The sequence below is a fragment of the Pseudomonas sp. KT_2_4 genome, assembly GCF_041410225.1.
In the GTDB taxonomy this organism is placed as follows: domain Bacteria; phylum Pseudomonadota; class Gammaproteobacteria; order Pseudomonadales; family Pseudomonadaceae; genus Aquipseudomonas; species Aquipseudomonas paracarnis.
On record NZ_CP166962.1, the window covers coordinates 1,829,450 to 1,845,128 of the forward strand.

The following is a 15,679-nucleotide window of genomic DNA, read 5'->3' on the forward strand; positions in this document are numbered from 1 at the left end:
CAGCCAGGAACGCGCCATGAATACCCCTGTAGTCACCCACTTCCAAGTCATCCCCGTCGCCGGCCACGACAGCATGTTGCTGAACCTCAGCGGCGCCCACGGCCCCTACTTCACGCGCAATATCGTGATCCTCAAGGACAGCAGTGGCAACACTGGCGTGGGCGAAGTGCCCGGCGGCGAGCGCATTCGCCAAACCCTGGAAGACGCCCGCAGCCTGGTGGTCGGCCAGCCGATTGGCCAGTACCAGCGCGTTCTCAACCAGATGCGCAGTACCTTTGCGTCTCGAGACAGCGCGGGCCGCGGCCTGCAAACCTTCGACCTGCGCATCACCATCCACGCCGTCACCGCCATGGAGGCCGCACTGCTCGACCTGCTGGGCCAGTTCCTCGAAGTGCCGGTGGCCGCCTTGCTAGGCGAAGGCCAGCAACGCGACGCAGTGAAGATGCTCGGCTACCTGTTCTATGTGGGGGATCGCAACGCCACCGACCTGGCCTACCGCAACGAGGCCGACGCCGATGACGACTGGTTCCGCCTGCGCCATGAAACAGCCCTGACCGCCGACGCGGTAGTGCGCCTGGCCGAAGCGGCCAAGGCCAAATACGGTTTCAACGATTTCAAGCTCAAGGGCGGCGTATTGAGTGGCGACGCGGAAATCGAAGCCGTCACTGCGCTGGCCGAGCGTTTTCCCGATGCGCGCATCACCCTTGATCCCAACGGCGCATGGTCCTTAAAAGAAGCCATCCGCCTGTGCCGCGACCAGCATCATGTGCTGGCCTACGCCGAAGACCCCTGCGGCGCAGAAAACGGCTACTCGGGCCGCGAAGTCATGGCCGAATTCCGCCGCGCCACGGGCCTGAAAACCGCCACCAACATGATCGCCACCGACTGGCGTGAAATGGGCCATGCCATCCAGTTGCAATCAGTGGACATCCCCCTCGCCGACCCGCACTTCTGGACTATGCAGGGCTCGGTGCGCGTCGCGCAGATGTGCAACGAGTGGGGCCTGACCTGGGGCTCGCACTCCAATAACCACTTCGATATTTCCCTGGCGATGTTTACCCAGGTGGCGGCGGCCGCCCCCGGCGAGATCACCGCCATCGATACCCACTGGATCTGGCAGGACGGCCAGCGCCTGACGCGGGAGCCGTTGAAGATTGAAGGGGGCTATGTGAAGGTGCCGGCCAAGCCTGGCCTGGGTGTGGATATTGATATGGACGCCGTAGCCCAGGCCCATGAGCTGTACAAAGGCATGGGCCTTGGAGCCCGGGATGACAGTGTGGCGATGCAGTTTCTGATCCCGGGTTGGGGCTTTGATAACAAGCGGCCTTGTTTGGTGCGGTAACTCGGTTTGAGGAACGCTCAGCGCAATGTGAGCGTGACGCAAAAAATCCGATGCCCAAACAGGCATCGGATTTTAGTCAGATCAGAAGCTTAGCGGTTTGACCTCTGGCACGTCTGCCAGAGGCCCCTTTTGCGCTACTGCCGATTGGCGACCTCCAGATCCGCCGCATCCTGTTCCAGGCCAGAGAGAGCAGTGCCATTGATCATCGGCCCATAACGGCGGCTGAATTCCCAGTTGTAGGGCACATGGTCTTTGCTGATCCCGTTGTCCCAATTCACCGACCAGGTCATCAGGCCCTTGATCGACAATCCTTTGTCGTGCAAACGCTTGAATGTATTGGTCACGGCTGTCGGGTTGATCACATAACCGGTGGCAGCCGCATCGACGTTCGCGGGCAGGCCAATGACGAACTTGTCTGCCGGGATTTTGGTAAACCCGCGCGTTCCGCTCACTAGACTTTCGGTGAGGTAAAACAGAAAGTCCTCCTTCATCGCGTCGTTGTTCTGAGCAATCCAGGCGCCGTTGCCGCTGTTGACCTCCTGCACCCAGATGCCGTCGCCACCCTGGTTGTAATACTGCGGGGAGATGAAGTCGTAATAGCCTTCCAGCGCCTGGATGTAACCGACGTATTTGCCGGCGGTGGTGAGGTACGGAAACTCCGGCGCCATGCTGATGATGAAGTGTTTGCCTTGAGCCGCGTAGTGGTCCTTGACCAGCTTCAAGGCGGCGGGCAGGACAGTCTTGTTGTCGGCGAAATCAATCGCGCTCTGTTCAAGATCGATATCCAGGCCATCAAAGCCATAGGTTTCCACTAGGCGGATAATTTCGCTGGCCAGTGGCTGTTCATTGCCTTTATGCAGTTCGATGTGTGCATCGGCGCCGCCAAGGGAAATCAGCACCGCCCTGCCCTGGCTGTTCAGCACGCCCACCTGGCGACGAAACTCGGCATCGGACAGGTTGTACGGTTTGAAGGTTGGGATACCGTTGCCCTTCATGAAGGCCACGGCCACCACGTTGTAATCCTTTGGGACATCCGCCAGGCTGATATTGGCGAACTGGCCACGCTGGTAGCCATCGCTCGGGCCGGCAGGCCAGTTATGCCAGAAGCCCATGAGGATCTTTTTGCCGGCAATGCTCGGCATCAGCGAAGCGGCATCGTTGAGCGGCGATTGCAGTGAGGTAAAGTCAATCTTTGACATGTTCTAATCCTTCAGAACGTGTGGGTTTAACGGTGCGGGCTTATTTGAAGTCCACATCGAAGGCTTGATAGAAGGCGTTGCCGGTGTTGGCGACGATCCACATCAACACAATCACATGCTGGCCCTTTTTGTGGGTCGGCAGTTTCACTTCATGATCGACCTTGGCCTTCAGTTCGCCTGCATGGCTGTAGTACGGCACCTGGGCATAGAAGTCTTCAGCGAACGGCTGGGCTTCCAGCTGTGCGCGGGTGATGCGCTGTTTCGGATCCCAGCCATCCTTGGTGATCAGCCAGCGATAGCCACGGGTGGTGTGCGGCGCGGTGTATGCCCAGGTGACCTTGAAGGTCTGACCCGGCTCGACATTGAGCAACGGCCAGGTGAAGGCGCGGCCAAGTTTCTTGGCCATTTCCTCGTGGGTGAAGTTAATGCAGTCACGGGCATCGGTCTTGCCACCGCTGAGGATAAAGCCGTCGGCGGGAGGGGTGACGCTATCACTGTCGGTTTGATAAGGCGCCGGGAACGCACCGGCCGTCAGTGCCGGGAAGTTCTTGCCGCCTTCCATTTCATTGACCTGCCAGGTCTCCAGCAGGCCGAGATCCACGGCGACTGCGCCACGGCTGGAAGGGGATGTGACACGACCATGGCGAAGAGGTGTCTGGGTTTGTGGTTTGTTCATGTTGTGACTCCATTGATTTGATTAAGAACTCTCCTTTCTTGAAGGAGAGGACCTCAACCTAACGGAGTGGCTTTTTTTTGCCACAGGCCCATTTTTCACTCATTTTCGGTTCATGAGCGCGCAGACCTGCAAATACTGGATATATAAACAGTATTATAGGGAAACCCTTACGCTTCCAGAGGTCGATTTCCTACAAGACCATGCGCATTTCAATACAGCTTCTCTGTACCGATGGCAGCCGTTTTTTTAGGGGGGGTCGCAGTAATCGGTCGCACCGTCAGTTCCACCCCCAATGCCAGCATCAGCTTCTGGACCGTCTCATAACGCGTCTTTGAGCCGCCTTTCAGGGTTTTATACAGGCTCTCCCGATTCACCCCCGCCGCTTCGGCAACCTTGTTCACACCCTGGGCCTTGGCAACCTCGGCCAGCGCTTTCATAAGGACTTGCGGGTCATGGCACGCCATGCTTTGCGCAAGATAGGCACTGATGGTTTGCGGGCTATCAAGGAAGCGTGAAGCCTCATAGGCACTGGTGCCGGATGTATCCAGCTCGAGGATCGGCATGTCCTCTGGTTTGAATGTTGACTGACTCATGTCATTGACCTCTCAGGGCATCAAGAATCTCTTTTGCCCGCTTGATTCCTCGTTTCTGGTCGGTTTTATCGCTTCCCCACAGCATCAGGTAAGCGGTGATGCCCGTGCGCACAAAGTAAATCCTGTAGCCGGGCCCGACAAACACACGCATTTCACTCATGCCATCGCCTACAGGCTGGCAATCGCCAAAATTGTTTTCTTCGGCTCGATCCAGGCGGATCAGTACAGCCGTCTTACCCCACACATCCTTCATACCGTCGAGCCATGTATCGAACTCGGGCGTCCTGCCGATCGTATTGGTCACAGATTCAAATGTAGCCTACTGGCTACTCCTTGTAGATGCCAGTGAATTTTTAATGTCGGTGTGCACCGCCAGAAAAAATCCTAGTCCAGCCGCCGCGCAGGCAGCCGAGCAATACTATTAGCGCTTGTGTCCTCAAGACCGAAACGTTGCGTCGCGACTGAGGCATCCTCTCTGTAGGAGCGAGCTTGCTCGCGAAGAACGTAAAGATAATGTGTTCATCCAGAATGAACGCGGCGCCTATGGTTTTTCGCGAGCAAGCTGAACTGGTCAAGTAATCTTGGACACCGATTTAGGTTCACGCCGCCAACCTTTCCTTCGCGACCGGCGACCGGTAGTCGTTGTAGCTGTGAGGCCTGCTGATGTTGTAGCGCGAGACATAGCGCTGCACGTCTGCCCGGGCCTCATGTTCCAGTTGTAGCCCGTTTCAGGAACCCACTCTGATTTCAAACTACCAAAGAAACGCTCCATGGGGGCGTTGTCCCAGCACTCGCCTTTACGGCTCATACTTTGTCTAAATCCGTGTTTCACAAGCTCGTTTCGGAATTTATGACTGGTGTACTGACAACCTTGGTCTGAATGAAACAACACATCCTGGGGGCGGCCGCGTAGCTCAACCGCCATGCGTAGCGCTTCGCAGGTCAGATTGGCATCAGAAATCATCGAGAACGACCAACCCACGATCCTCCGAGCGTACAAATCCAGAACGGCGGCGAAGTACATCCATCGCTTGCCGACCTTGATGTAAGTTACGTCGCCACACCACACCTGGTTAACCGCCGTTACATCAAATTTTCGCTTGAGCACGTGCGGCGCAACCAATGCCTCAACGCCCGGCGACTTGTACTTATGGCGCCTGCGCTGACGACTAGCGATGCCAGCTTCGCGCATCAAACTGCGAGCCATATAACGTCCGATACGATGCCCTTTGGCTTTTAGCTCCTTGGACAAAGTACGTGCGCCGGCCGACTCTCTGGACGCCCTGTGGTGCTTGACCAGCGCGGCTTTGAGCTTGTCCCGTTCAGGATTTGCTCTGCCCTGGCGCCGGCGCCAGGCGTAGAAACTACTACGGTTGATCCCAAACGCCCGGCAACACCTTTTAACGCCGTATTGCTCGTCCAGCTCATCGATCAGCGTGAATGATCTTTGGCGTCCAAAAGCAGGAGAGCACTGGCCTTTTTTAGGATTTCAATGTCCAGGTCTTTCTCCCTGAGTAGGGCTTTGAGCCTCTGGATTTCTCGCTGATCAGCGGTAATTGCCTTGGCCCCTACCGGGGTCGAACCCAGGCGTTCTTTCTGCACTTGATCGACCCAGCGGCGTAGAGCAGTGGGGCCGATATCTAGGCTGGCACAGACCTCAGTAACCGGCTGGCCTTCATCCAGCACCATGCTGGCAGCCTTGAGCTTGAACTCACTCGAATAAGATTTACGCATATCCAAACACCTCAGATTTGGGCGCTATCATAACGCCCGATTGAAGTGTCCAAAATCATTAGGCCAGTTCACTCTAAGGTGGCTCGGTCGCTGACAACTCAGTGATCGGGTTTAGTAGCCCGAGGGTCAATTACACTTAGTGCATGAGCTTCATCTATCAGACGTTCCTGTCTGTGCCTGATGGTGGCTGTGCGTAGGGCGCCTTCGGGCGCGCCGGCTTTGTGTAATTCCCCGGTCTACTAACCTGCGTACAGCTGCCACCCTTTCGTTTAGTAGCGAAACGGTGTCGGCCCCATTCAGGAATTACGCATATGTACAAAGTCACGCCCAACCCTCCAAACGATCCAAACCTGAAGCTTGATCAGGCAGCCCGTCGTGCGATCGATCACGCCCTCAACCCCAACGCCGAGCCCCCTCCTCCACCCTCGACACCGCTGTTCAGCGTTGCCGACGATGCCAGCAATGAAATGCTCGTCGCCAATAGCTATGAAACCTTTTCCTCAGTAACCGCCCTGCTGCTCGACCTGTCGGATGAACTGACCGGTAAACAGCGCGACGTCGCGTTGGCGAGTCATCAGTTAAGTGAGCTGGGAATGTTGTTGGTCGATAAGTTGATGGAGCGCGAGGCGGCTGTAGCAGCTGGCTAAACGTTCAACACGCCCAAAAAAAGCCGAGCCGTCGCGCCCCAAGACGACTCGGTTTTTTTTTGCCAAAGCAGGGGTTGACCTTAAAGCGAGGTTTAAGGTGAGCATGCACCAACCGACAGGATTACTGGACCCTGGATCATGCTCAAAACCCTTATTTCTTTTGCGTTGGTAGCGATAGGTGGCGCGCTTATGACATTTGCACAGGCTGAACCCGGCCCTTCCACGGCCGCTGCAAACAATCGCCAGATCCTGGTGATCATGACCAACCACGCCAGCTACCCCTCAAGGGCCGATACCACGGGCCTGTGGCTGACAGAGCTGACGCATTTCACCGAGGTCGTGGAAGCGGCTGGCTACACGACGGTATTTGCCAGCCCCAAAGGAGGTGCTGTGCCTCTGGACGAGCGCAGCCTCGGTTGGCTGTACATGGATAAGGCGGCGCGTGAACAGTTGCAGTCCCCGGCCTTTCGCGCCCGGCTGCAAAACACGCTGCCCATCGCCAATGTCGATCCGTCGCAATTTCGCGCGATCTACTTCACCGGCGGCCACGGTGTCATGTGGGACTTCCCAGGCAACCTCGACCTGCAACGTGTCGCCCAAACCATTTACAACCAGGGCGGCATCGTCTCGGCCGTGTGCCACGGTGTGGCGGGCCTGCTGGACCTGAAGGATGAACAGGGCAACGCGATCATCAAGGGTAAAAACATCACCGGCTTCTCCAACCGCGAAGAACTGCTGTCGGGCATGAAGCGTGAGGTGCCGTTCTTGCTTGAAGACCGGCTGCTGAGCCAAGGGGCGCGTTACCGCAAGGGCTGGGTGCCGTTCACCTCATTTGTCATCACCGATGGCCGCCTGATCACGGGCCAGAACCCGCAATCGCCCAGGGCCGTCGCACTCGCCGTGATAACCGAGCTGTCCCACGAACGATAGAGCCTAGGCCCCACCCGTAGCCCCTCCCTGGAGAAGACCGATTGAACATTCCAAGCGCCGTTTTAACCGGATTGCTGCTCACCCCTTTTGCCAACCTTGCGTTGGCGGGAACGCCCGAGATGCCCAGCCCCAACGACACAACCCACATCGATATCGCCGGCCAGCAGGTGCCCGTCGTCAAGGGCGGCTTGTACGACCGCTTTCGCTCCAACCCGCCGTTGTCGGTGGTTGCAGCAGAATTACCAGAGGTTGATTTAAGCTGGTTCAAAGGGTTGCAAAAGCACAAGGTCGACATCGGTTTTGAATCCTACTCGCCCAATTTTTACTATCAGAACAGTCGGGTAACAGCGGTCTATACGGCTGACATCGATAAGCTTCGGGCGTTGATGCCACCGCAGGTACTGGCCGCCGTGCAACCCTTGCAAGTCTGGCCGGGTCGCGGACTGATCGCGTTTACTGCGTACACCTATGAGCATTGCGATAACGACGCCTATAACGAAGTCGCCGTGTCGATCATCACTAACAAACCTGGCAAAGCCAACCTGGGCCCCTTTACGCTGGTGGGCCAGTCGATGTCGCAGGACTTTTGGGGCTATGTGCTCAAGCTGCCGGTGAATACCGAGCTGGCGCGGGTGCGCGGCGTGGTCGGTTACAACCTGCCGAAATGGCTGACTGGCATTGATCGCAAAGAGGATGGGCACTCGGTGGTGTATGACATTACCGACAGCCAGACCGGCAAGCTGGACGTGTCGTTCAAGGCCAAAAAGCTTGAGAAACTGTCCCATGATGCGGACCTGGTCACCAGCAGTTTCACCAATCTCGATCACCACGGCCAACTGGCCTATGGGTATGCGGTTTCCCGCCAGCTCAGCCATGGCTCCAGCCGTGACGCAGACTCAGCCACCCTCACGCTGGGCGATGGCAGCCTGTCCAATTACCTGCGCGACCTCAAGCTGGGGAAAATGCTGAAGTACGAATACGTACCCGAGTTCCAGAGCGCACTCTATGCGCCAGAGCCGCTCGCCAACCTGATTGGCGAACGCTGACCCTTGTGCGCCGGTCAGGCCCTCGGGGCCCGGCGGGCGCTTTTTCTTGTGGATGAGGCTGGAGCGCCCCCTTCCTCGCGCAGACGGTTAATCAGCATCTGCGCATTCTCCGCACAGGCCATGCCCTCGGGCTTGCCTTCGATGCCCTTGATGACGTTCAGCAACTGAGCCTTGTTCTGGGCCAGCCGTTGTTGCAGCACCTCGATTTCCTCGACCTTGTGCTTGAGCCCGCTGAGCAGCTCGTCATGCTGCCAACCACCGGCACTTCTGGGCATTAACTGCCGGATTTCTTCCAGAGAGAAACCGGCTGCCTGGGCACCCTTGATGATCTCCAACACCGCCTCGGTGCCGGGTGCATAGTCCCGATAGCCGTTGGATTTACGCTCAACCGATTGGATCAGGCCGCTCGCTTCGTAGAAACGGATGCGTGAGGCCGCCAACCCGCTGATTTTTGCCAACTCGCCTATTCTCATGTACCACCCACAAAAAACCATTGACCTTAAAGTTGACTTTAAACCTAAAGTCATTGGGCGGCCAAGGCGGCGATTCGTAGACGGCACGCTTGCCAGACACGAATGGGCTGCAGTGGGTCAATCCAGCGCCATGATCGCGATTCGATCAGGCCATCATTTCATTTGGGAGAGGCGAACATGGGCTACGTCACCACGCGAGACGGTGTTGAAATTTTCTACAAGGACTGGGGCCCACGCGATGCCCAGGTCATTTTCTTTCATCATGGCTGGCCACTGAGCGCAGATGATTGGGACGCGCAAATGCTGTTTTTCCTGGGCGAAGGCTACCGGGTCGTTGCCCACGACCGACGTGGCCACGGGCGTTCCAGCCAGGTTTGGGACGGGCACGATATGGACCACTATGCCGACGACGTCGCGGCCGTGGTCGAGCATCTGGGCGTACAAACCGCGGTGCATGTCGGTCACTCCACCGGCGGCGGTGAAGTGGTTCATTACATCGCCCGCCACGGCGAAGACCGCGTCTCGAAGGCCGCCATCATTAGTGCCGTCCCTCCTTTGATGGTCCAGACCCCGAGCAATCCTGGTGGCCTGCCCAAGTCAGTGTTCGACGACTTGCAGGCGCAGCTGAAAGCCAACCGCGCACAGTTCTATCAGGACGTTCCCGCCGGACCTTTCTACGGCTATAACCGCCCAGGCGCCAAGCCGTCCGAGGGCATCATCCTGAACTGGTGGCGGCAAGGCATGATGGGCTGTGCCAAGGCGCACTATGACGGGATCGTGGCGTTTTCCCAGACCGATTTCACCGAAGACCTGAAGAGCATCCAGATTCCCGTATTGGTCATGCATGGCGACGATGATCAGATCGTCCCCCATGAAAATGCCGGGGTGCTGTCCGCCAAATTGTTGAAAAACAGCACGCTGAAAATCTACCCGGGCTTCCCGCATGGCATGCCTACTACCCATGCCGATACGATTAATGCGGATTTGCTGGCTTTTATAAGGAGCTGATTGATTATTGGGGGGGGCGGGTGACCGCCTCCCCTCTACCTGAACCGCTCGTTTCAGGTCATGCTGCGTCCTTCATTTCAAGGACGATAAAAACAATGAAAGCCCCCCTCGCCGCCCTGCTCCTGATCAGCCTGACTGGGCCTGCACTCGCCAACGACCCCATCGGTTTCCAAACCACCACCATCCCTGACACTCACAACATTCGCCCACTGGAAATGGCCGTGTGGTACCCCTCCACCAGCACCGCCCAACCCAAGCTGATCGCTGACAACCTGGTGTTCATCGGTGTGCTTGCGGTGCCTGATGCCGCACCGACGCCCGGTAAACATCCGGTGGTGGTGCTCTCCCACGGCTACGGTGGCAATTGGGGCAAGCAGGCGTGGTTGGCCAGTGCGCTGGCCCGGCAGGGGTATATCGTGGCGGCAGTGAATCACCCTGGCACCACCAGCCAGGATCGCAGCGCGCAAGCCGCCGCGCAGTTGTGGCAACGGCCCAAGGATTTGAGCCGGGCCATTGATGCGCTGCTGGCGCAGGCCACGCCATTTGGCGCGGCGGATAGTGGCCGGATCGCGGTGATAGGCCATTCCCTGGGGGGCTGGACGGTCATGGAGAGCGCGGGGGCGCGTTTTGACCCGGCGTTGTTTGCCCGGGACTGCGACGCCCATCCGACGTTGGTGGCGTGCAAGGCTTACCGTGAGATGAACCCTGAAGGTACGCCGAGCGGGAAGGCTCAAGTGGCCGCGGACTTGAGCGACAAGCGCGTGACCGCTGTGGTGTCTCTGGACTTGGGCCTGTCGCGCGGCTTTACCGATGCGAGCCTAGCGGCATTGCCGGTGCCGGCGTTGGTAATCGCTGCCGGTGTGCCGTCAGCGGATTTGCCGGCGCAAATGGAATCGGCTGACATGGCCAAGCGGCTGCCAAAAATGTCGACTCAGTACGTGGAGATCCAGGACGCCAACCACTTCAGTTTTATGTCTCAGTGCAAACCGGGCGCGGCAGCGGTGCTTGACGCTGATGTGCCCGGCGACAGCATGATTTGCCAGGACGGCGAAGGCGCGCGGCCACGGCCCGTGATCCAGCAGCAAGTGATCACGCTGATCAGCGAGTTCCTGGCGCGCTGAACCGGTAGTATCATCCGCGCCTTTCCCCTTCAGGCAACGAAACATGAACCGCCAGAAAAAACTTCAGCAGCTCTTCAAAGCCAAAGCGAAAAAGGCCAGCGCCAAGCTGGCACCTAAAAGCAAAGACAAATACATCAGCAAGGCGGACCGTTTGAAGCTGGCGACCGAGGCCGGCCAAGAGCCGGTTACGGCTGGCGAGACGCCTGCTGAGTAAGACGCATGGCTGAAGGGGTTGCCGCTTCGTATTTACCCCAGATACGCCGCAAATGCCGCGCCGAGCCAAAGCCTGCGCGCTCGGCGATGGTTTCTATGTCCAGGGCCGACTCGGCCAGCAGTTCCCGCGCCACCGCCAGGCGCAGGCGATGCAGGTAATCCAGTGGGCTGATGCCGACATGCTCCTGGAACAGGCGCGCCAGGTGTCGGCTGCTGGTGCAGGCCAGGCTTGCCATACGGGTGAGTGTCCAGGCCTCGCAGGGGGCGGCGGCGATGGCGTCCTGCACGCGATGGACCGCCGGGTGCAGGTGATTGCGCCCGGTCACCCAAGGCGATAGCTGCGGGTCGCTGCCGCTGCGGCGCAGGTACACCACCATGTCCCGCGCCACGGCGCAGGCCAAGCGTGGCCCGGCCAGTTCGGCGACCAGCTGCAACATCAGGTCGATACCCGCCGTGATACCGGCGCTGCAACTGACCGGGCCATCGGTGACGTACAGGCGGTTTTCCAGGACCCGGGCCTTGGGTGCGAGGGCTTGCAAGGTGACGCACAGCGAATGGTGCGTGGTGCATTGGCGCCCATCGAGCAGCCCGGCCCTGGCGGCACTCAACGCGCCGGCGCACACGCACACCAGGCGTTCGGCCGAGGGCGCGAACACGTTTTGCAACCACAGGGTGAGCTGATGGCTGGCCGATTCGAAAGCCTTTTGGTGGGCCTTTGATACGTTCATCGTGGAGCCCACCAGCACCACCAGCGTGCCGGGCGCCAGAGTCTGCGGCAGGGGCGCCAGCCCGGTCAGTGGCAAGCCGATGGAGCTGTGCAGCGACTCCACCGGGCTGACGTACTGCAGATCGAAATCCACCGCCGCCGGGTCCTCGGCTTGCGCGGCCAGGCGCAACACTTCGGCAGGCCCCGCCAGGTCGAGCATCAGCACATTGGGCAACAGCACGAACAGCACCGGCACGCTCACGGGTTCATCCTTCCAAGGCCTGTTCGACCGTGACGATGCGCGCAAAACGCTCTTCCAGCACTAGCTCCGTGCGTTCGCGGATTTGCGCCGAGGTGTACTCCCGGCCGCTACGCAGGTGGGTCATGGGGAATGTCAGTGTGGCTTCACTGACAAAGTCCACTTTGAAGCCGCTGTCCGACGCCTGCCGCGTGGTGGTCTCGCAGCATTGCTCGGTCCGGATGCCACTGACGATCAGCGTGGTGACGCCCATCTCCGTGAGGCGAGCGGCCAGGGGCGTACCGGCGAAGGCGCTGTGGTAACGCTTGTGGATCACCAACTGTGGATTGATCGACAGCTCGCTCAATGCCCTGACGTTGCCCGATTGCATGGAGAAATGCCCCTGGTCTTCAACATGGAAGACTTGTACCACCGGGATGCCGCGCTGAACACAACCATCGATGAGGGCCTGCTGTTTTTCCAGATAGTCGGGCAGGTCGTTTTCGGACCAGTAGGTTGAATGGCGGAAGGAATGTTGGGCGTCGATCACGATCAGGGCTTTATGGGTCATGGACGGTCCTTGTGGCTTGCATCAGTGGGTAAACGATGCACGCCATGGTAAGGACCACCCACAGTGCGCGACAGACGCAAGGCAGACTACTTCAGGACGGATTCGGACATGTCACCGGGCACGCCATGGCACAACGGCTGCCGGGTTCGAAGCCATGGGCGTACTCATCCGCCAGGATCGTTTCCAGACGCGAATCAACGTGAGGCGCAAAGCCCAGGCGCCGGTAGAACGGAGCATTCCAGGGTACATGCTTGAAGGTGGTCAGCGTCACCGCACGCAGGTGTTGGGCGCGGGCATGCTCTATCGCCGTTTCCACCAATCTGCGCCCCCAGCCCTGGCCTTGCAGCGGCTGGGCAACCGACACTTCATGGATATGCAGGTCGTCGCCAAAGCGTTCTGCGCTGAGGAAGCCTTGAGGGTGATCGTGGTCATCAACCACCACCCAACAGGTCGATAGCGCGATCCATTGCCGATAGCGTTCGATGCTGATCGACGCCGCATCCGCCAGCCAAGCCAGCCCTTCGATTGCGCGAAATGCCTGGGCTGCGCACTGCTCGATGGCGGGCAAAAAACCGGCATCTTGCGCGCGCGCCAGGCGAATGTGGGTGGACTGCTCAGCAGCCACTCAATGCCACCTGGGGCCGTTCACCCGCAAAGAAGAAGGGCCGCAAACGTACGCCTACGCCGTTGCCGATAAAGGCCGCCACCAGCCACACCCAGCCATGCAGGCTGCCCGAAGCGATGCCGCTGAAATAGGCGCCGATGTTGCAGCCATAGGCCAGGCGCGAACCATAGCCAAGCATCAGGCCGCCGATCACCGCCGCGATCAACGAGCGCAGCGGGATGTTCAGGCTGGGCGCGAAACGCCCGGCCAGGCCTGCGGCCAGCAGCGCGCCGAGGACAATGCCGATGTCCATGACGCTGGTGATGTCTTCCCACACCGGTGCAGCCAGGGCCTTGGCATTGCCCGGCATCTGCCAGAATGCCCAACTGGCGACGTCCACGCCCAGCCCGCTCGCCACCTTGGCGCCCCACAGCGCGAACGCCGAGGTGATGCCCCACGGCCGTCCGGCCAGGGCGAGGGTGGCGTAGTTGAGCAGCGCCAGGCCAATCGCGCCCCACACCAGCGGCCAGGGTCCGCGCAGGAAACGGCGTAGCCCTTGGTGCTCGCTTTGCACGCCTTGTTCAAGCTGGCGGTGACGGCGCTTTTCCAGGCGCACTGTCACCACTGCAATCAGCGCGAACACCGCCAGGCTCAAGACCAGCGCCGGCAGCACACCGAAACTTTTGACAATGGAAACCGCCGGGAACGATGGCAGTGCAAACCACCAGTCGACGTGATGGGTGGCTATCAACGAGCCACAGATAAAGAACAGCAGCGTCACCAACATCCGCGCATTACCGCCGCCCACGGTGAACAAAGTACCCGACGCACAACCACCACCCAGCTGCATGCCGATCCCGAAGATAAACGCCCCGAACACCACCGACACACCAGCCGGCGCCACCAGCCCCACGACCGGCTGACCGAACAAAGTGCCCGCGCCCAACGCCGGGAAAAACAACAGCACCGCCACCGCCAGCATCACCATCTGCGCACGCAAGCCAGCGCCACGCCGATCATTGATAAACACGCGCCAGGCCGAGGTAAAACCGAAGGCTGCGTGATACAGCGTCAGGCCCAGCGCGGCGCCGACCACCAGCAGCAACACCTGGCGTGCGCCGACCATGTTTTGCAGGAACAGCGCGCCCGCCACCAGGATGATAAAGGCAATCAGTGGCGCGAGCGGCTTGCGCGCAGGCGTCAGGGAAAGAGAGGTGCTCATGGGGTTCTCGATTGGTTGGAAGGAGGCAAGTATAGCCCTAGACGGAATTTGATCAGATGGCGGCATTGCCGAAAGGCTCATCGCCTGAACCACCGCTTTCGCAGCCTCGCTAAAGCTCGACAGCTCCCACAGGGGATCGGCGGTGTATGTGGAATACCGTTTTGCAGGGCCATCGCGACAAGCACAACTCCCGACAGCAACACCGCCCAAATGTGGGAGCTGTCGAGCCCCAGCGAGGCTGCGATGGCGGCGGCACAGGCAACCTCTTCATCGCCTGAACCACCGCTTTCGCAGCCTCGCTGAAGCTCGACAGCTCCCACAGGAGATCGGCGGTGTATGTGGAATACCGCTTTGCAGGGCCATCGCGCCAAACACAACTCTCGACAGCAACACCGCCCAAATGTGGGAGCTGTCGAGCCCCAGCGAGGCTGCGATGGCGGCGGCACAGGCAAAATCTTCAGCGCCTGAGCCAGCGCTTTCGCAGCCTCGCTAAAGCTCGACAGCTCCCACAGGGGATCGGCGGTGTATGTGAAATATCGGTTTGCAGGACCATCGCGCCAAACACAATTCTCGACAATAACACCGCCCAAATGTGGGAGCTGTCGAGCCCCAGCGAGGCTGCGATGGCGGCGGCACAGGCAACCTCTTCAGCGCCTGAACCACCGCTTTCGCAGCCTCGCTGAAGCTCGACAGCTCCCACAGGGGATGGAGGACTGACTAACCCAGGCTGATCGACTTCCACGCGGCTTCAGCCAGCAGTTCGCGGTACTCAAAGGGGCTGTTTTTGACCTTCGCCGACAGCCACGCACGCGAGTAGCTTTCGGCCGCGCCAATGATCAGCGAAGGGATAAGTTCTGCGGGCAAATGACTGAAGTGCTCCTTGCGCCCTTCCCCGCCCATCCACTCCTTCAACTGCTGGTTGCGCTGCTTGTTGCGGGCAATCAACTCGTCCTTGAACGGCCCGCTGGACACGGCGAAACGGCTCTGGAAAACAAACCGCGCCCAGTCCGGCTGGGCGGTGACCCACTCAACGTAGCTGTATACCAGGCCGACCACACCGGCATGGGCCGTATCCGCCGCTTGCAGGTAGTGGTCACGCAGGGCGGCTTGGTCTTCCAGCGCAGCGAAGAACAGCGCGGCGACCAGCCCTTCCTTGTTGCCGAAGTGGTGATAGATAGCCCCCACACTGGTGTCGCAGCGCGCACGAATGGTCTCGATGTTGGTCGCCTCGATGCCTGCCTCGTTAAAACAGGCCAGCGCCTCACGCAGGATGGTGCGTTTGAGGTCGCTGCGCCTGCCGGGGAAGGTGCGCTCAATGAGATCGATGGAGTGCATGGGAGAACGCCAAATCGAAAT

General features: G+C 59.5%; 18 protein-coding genes and 1 pseudogene. 7 read left to right on the plus strand and 12 right to left on the minus strand.

All coding sequences use genetic code 11. The features are described from left to right. The first annotated feature begins 16 nt into the window (after nucleotides 1-16). The gene (gudD, locus tag AB9N64_RS08350; protein WP_014719206.1) at nucleotides 17-1,342 is read left to right on the plus strand and encodes a glucarate dehydratase; all 1,326 of its coding nucleotides are present in this window, start codon (nucleotides 17-19) and stop codon (nucleotides 1,340-1,342) included. Nucleotides 1,343-1,539: 197 nt separating this feature from the next. On the opposite strand, the pseudogene AB9N64_RS08355 reads toward gudD, so the two are convergent. The 6 genes and pseudogenes from AB9N64_RS08355 to AB9N64_RS08380 form a co-directional block, all read right to left on the minus strand. Then, nucleotides 1,540-2,541, minus strand: a pseudogene (locus tag AB9N64_RS08355) (chitinase); the annotation flags it as partial. Nucleotides 2,542-2,581: 40 nt separating this feature from the next. After that, on the minus strand, nucleotides 2,582-3,217 hold the full coding sequence (locus AB9N64_RS08360; protein ID WP_014719208.1) for a lytic polysaccharide monooxygenase auxiliary activity family 9 protein: 636 nt from the start codon (nucleotides 3,215-3,217) through the stop codon (nucleotides 2,582-2,584). Between the two features lie 209 nt (nucleotides 3,218-3,426). Continuing rightward, nucleotides 3,427-3,810 (minus strand): addiction module antidote protein, encoded by a 384-nt coding sequence (locus AB9N64_RS08365; RefSeq protein WP_056785934.1) that lies wholly within the window; start codon nucleotides 3,808-3,810, stop codon nucleotides 3,427-3,429. A gap of 1 nt (nucleotide 3,811) precedes the next feature. Continuing rightward, the gene (locus AB9N64_RS08370) at nucleotides 3,812-4,114 is read right to left on the minus strand and encodes a type II toxin-antitoxin system RelE/ParE family toxin (protein ID WP_014719210.1); all 303 of its coding nucleotides are present in this window, start codon (nucleotides 4,112-4,114) and stop codon (nucleotides 3,812-3,814) included. A gap of 267 nt (nucleotides 4,115-4,381) precedes the next feature. Then, entirely contained in the window at nucleotides 4,382-5,245 is an 864-nt protein-coding gene (locus AB9N64_RS08375; RefSeq protein WP_371360387.1) for an IS3 family transposase, read from the minus strand. Beyond that, nucleotides 5,242-5,544 (minus strand): transposase, encoded by a 303-nt coding sequence (locus AB9N64_RS08380; protein WP_014717988.1) that lies wholly within the window; start codon nucleotides 5,542-5,544, stop codon nucleotides 5,242-5,244. Before AB9N64_RS08380 ends, AB9N64_RS08375 begins: the two co-directional genes overlap by 4 nt. Nucleotides 5,545-5,855: 311 nt before the next feature. Between AB9N64_RS08380 and AB9N64_RS08385 the strand changes: the two genes are divergently transcribed. From AB9N64_RS08385 to AB9N64_RS08395, 3 genes are all read left to right on the plus strand, one after another. Further along, nucleotides 5,856-6,191: a DUF6124 family protein gene (locus tag AB9N64_RS08385; RefSeq protein ID WP_014719211.1), complete on the plus strand. Its 336-nt coding sequence runs from the start codon at nucleotides 5,856-5,858 to the stop codon at nucleotides 6,189-6,191. 189 nt (nucleotides 6,192-6,380) lie between these two features. After that, nucleotides 6,381-7,121 (plus strand): type 1 glutamine amidotransferase domain-containing protein, encoded by a 741-nt coding sequence (locus tag AB9N64_RS08390; RefSeq protein ID WP_014719212.1) that lies wholly within the window; start codon nucleotides 6,381-6,383, stop codon nucleotides 7,119-7,121. A 119-nt stretch (nucleotides 7,122-7,240) separates the two neighbouring features. After that, on the plus strand, nucleotides 7,241-8,167 hold the full coding sequence (locus AB9N64_RS08395; protein ID WP_019817544.1) for an acetoacetate decarboxylase family protein: 927 nt from the start codon (nucleotides 7,241-7,243) through the stop codon (nucleotides 8,165-8,167). A gap of 14 nt (nucleotides 8,168-8,181) precedes the next feature. Here AB9N64_RS08395 and AB9N64_RS08400 read toward each other — a convergent pair whose 3' ends face one another. Beyond that, nucleotides 8,182-8,640 (minus strand): MerR family transcriptional regulator, encoded by a 459-nt coding sequence (locus AB9N64_RS08400; protein WP_014719214.1) that lies wholly within the window; start codon nucleotides 8,638-8,640, stop codon nucleotides 8,182-8,184. A gap of 177 nt (nucleotides 8,641-8,817) precedes the next feature. Between AB9N64_RS08400 and AB9N64_RS08405 the strand changes: the two genes are divergently transcribed. The 3 genes from AB9N64_RS08405 (at nucleotide 8,818) to AB9N64_RS08415 (ending at nucleotide 10,983) form a co-directional block, all read left to right on the plus strand. Next, complete coding sequence (locus AB9N64_RS08405) at nucleotides 8,818-9,648, plus strand: alpha/beta fold hydrolase (protein ID WP_019817542.1); 831 nt, start codon at nucleotides 8,818-8,820, stop codon at nucleotides 9,646-9,648. A gap of 95 nt (nucleotides 9,649-9,743) precedes the next feature. Next, the gene (locus tag AB9N64_RS08410; protein ID WP_014719216.1) at nucleotides 9,744-10,769 is read left to right on the plus strand and encodes an alpha/beta fold hydrolase; all 1,026 of its coding nucleotides are present in this window, start codon (nucleotides 9,744-9,746) and stop codon (nucleotides 10,767-10,769) included. A gap of 43 nt (nucleotides 10,770-10,812) precedes the next feature. Beyond that, a complete protein-coding gene (locus tag AB9N64_RS08415) occupies nucleotides 10,813-10,983 on the plus strand; it encodes a DUF2986 domain-containing protein (RefSeq protein ID WP_014719217.1) in 171 nt (56 codons plus the stop codon). Here AB9N64_RS08415 and AB9N64_RS08420 read toward each other — a convergent pair. The 5 genes from AB9N64_RS08420 to AB9N64_RS08440 form a co-directional block, all read right to left on the minus strand. Then, nucleotides 10,955-11,950 carry a GlxA family transcriptional regulator gene (locus tag AB9N64_RS08420; protein WP_014719218.1) on the minus strand — a complete coding sequence of 332 codons (996 nt, stop codon included), beginning with the start codon at nucleotides 11,948-11,950 and terminating at the stop codon, nucleotides 10,955-10,957. The genes AB9N64_RS08415 and AB9N64_RS08420 overlap by 29 nt on opposite strands. A 4-nt stretch (nucleotides 11,951-11,954) precedes the next feature. Further along, a complete protein-coding gene (locus tag AB9N64_RS08425) occupies nucleotides 11,955-12,497 on the minus strand; it encodes a cysteine hydrolase family protein (protein ID WP_032902102.1) in 543 nt (180 codons plus the stop codon). Nucleotides 12,498-12,588: 91 nt separating this feature from the next. Further along, the gene (locus tag AB9N64_RS08430; protein ID WP_106111495.1) at nucleotides 12,589-13,122 is read right to left on the minus strand and encodes a GNAT family N-acetyltransferase; all 534 of its coding nucleotides are present in this window, start codon (nucleotides 13,120-13,122) and stop codon (nucleotides 12,589-12,591) included. Then, nucleotides 13,112-14,323, minus strand: coding sequence for a YeeE/YedE family protein (locus tag AB9N64_RS08435; RefSeq protein WP_371360172.1), 1,212 nt, complete (start codon nucleotides 14,321-14,323; stop codon nucleotides 13,112-13,114). Before AB9N64_RS08435 ends, AB9N64_RS08430 begins: the two co-directional genes overlap by 11 nt. 717 nt (nucleotides 14,324-15,040) lie before the next feature. Continuing rightward, entirely contained in the window at nucleotides 15,041-15,658 is a 618-nt protein-coding gene (locus tag AB9N64_RS08440; protein WP_032903709.1) for a TetR/AcrR family transcriptional regulator, read from the minus strand. Nucleotides 15,659-15,679: the final 21 nt, after the last annotated feature.

Excerpts from the sequence above, each read along its gene's own strand:
- gudD (WP_014719206.1), top strand. The coding sequence starts at position 17 with ATGAATACCCCTGTAGTCACCCACTTCCAAGTCATCCCCGTCGCCGGC.
- AB9N64_RS08360 (WP_014719208.1), bottom strand. The coding sequence starts at position 3,217 with ATGAACAAACCACAAACCCAGACACCTCTTCGCCATGGTCGTGTCACA.
- AB9N64_RS08365 (WP_056785934.1), bottom strand. The coding sequence starts at position 3,810 with ATGAGTCAGTCAACATTCAAACCAGAGGACATGCCGATCCTCGAGCTG.
- AB9N64_RS08380 (WP_014717988.1), bottom strand. The coding sequence starts at position 5,544 with ATGCGTAAATCTTATTCGAGTGAGTTCAAGCTCAAGGCTGCCAGCATG.
- AB9N64_RS08385 (WP_014719211.1), top strand. The coding sequence starts at position 5,856 with ATGTACAAAGTCACGCCCAACCCTCCAAACGATCCAAACCTGAAGCTT.
- AB9N64_RS08390 (WP_014719212.1), top strand. The coding sequence starts at position 6,381 with ATGACATTTGCACAGGCTGAACCCGGCCCTTCCACGGCCGCTGCAAAC.
- AB9N64_RS08395 (WP_019817544.1), top strand. The coding sequence starts at position 7,241 with ATGCCCAGCCCCAACGACACAACCCACATCGATATCGCCGGCCAGCAG.
- AB9N64_RS08400 (WP_014719214.1), bottom strand. The coding sequence starts at position 8,640 with ATGAGAATAGGCGAGTTGGCAAAAATCAGCGGGTTGGCGGCCTCACGC.
- AB9N64_RS08405 (WP_019817542.1), top strand. The coding sequence starts at position 8,818 with ATGGGCTACGTCACCACGCGAGACGGTGTTGAAATTTTCTACAAGGAC.
- AB9N64_RS08410 (WP_014719216.1), top strand. The coding sequence starts at position 9,744 with ATGAAAGCCCCCCTCGCCGCCCTGCTCCTGATCAGCCTGACTGGGCCT.
- AB9N64_RS08415 (WP_014719217.1), top strand. The coding sequence starts at position 10,813 with ATGAACCGCCAGAAAAAACTTCAGCAGCTCTTCAAAGCCAAAGCGAAA.
- AB9N64_RS08425 (WP_032902102.1), bottom strand. The coding sequence starts at position 12,497 with ATGACCCATAAAGCCCTGATCGTGATCGACGCCCAACATTCCTTCCGC.
- AB9N64_RS08435 (WP_371360172.1), bottom strand. The coding sequence starts at position 14,323 with ATGAGCACCTCTCTTTCCCTGACGCCTGCGCGCAAGCCGCTCGCGCCA.
- AB9N64_RS08440 (WP_032903709.1), bottom strand. The coding sequence starts at position 15,658 with ATGCACTCCATCGATCTCATTGAGCGCACCTTCCCCGGCAGGCGCAGC.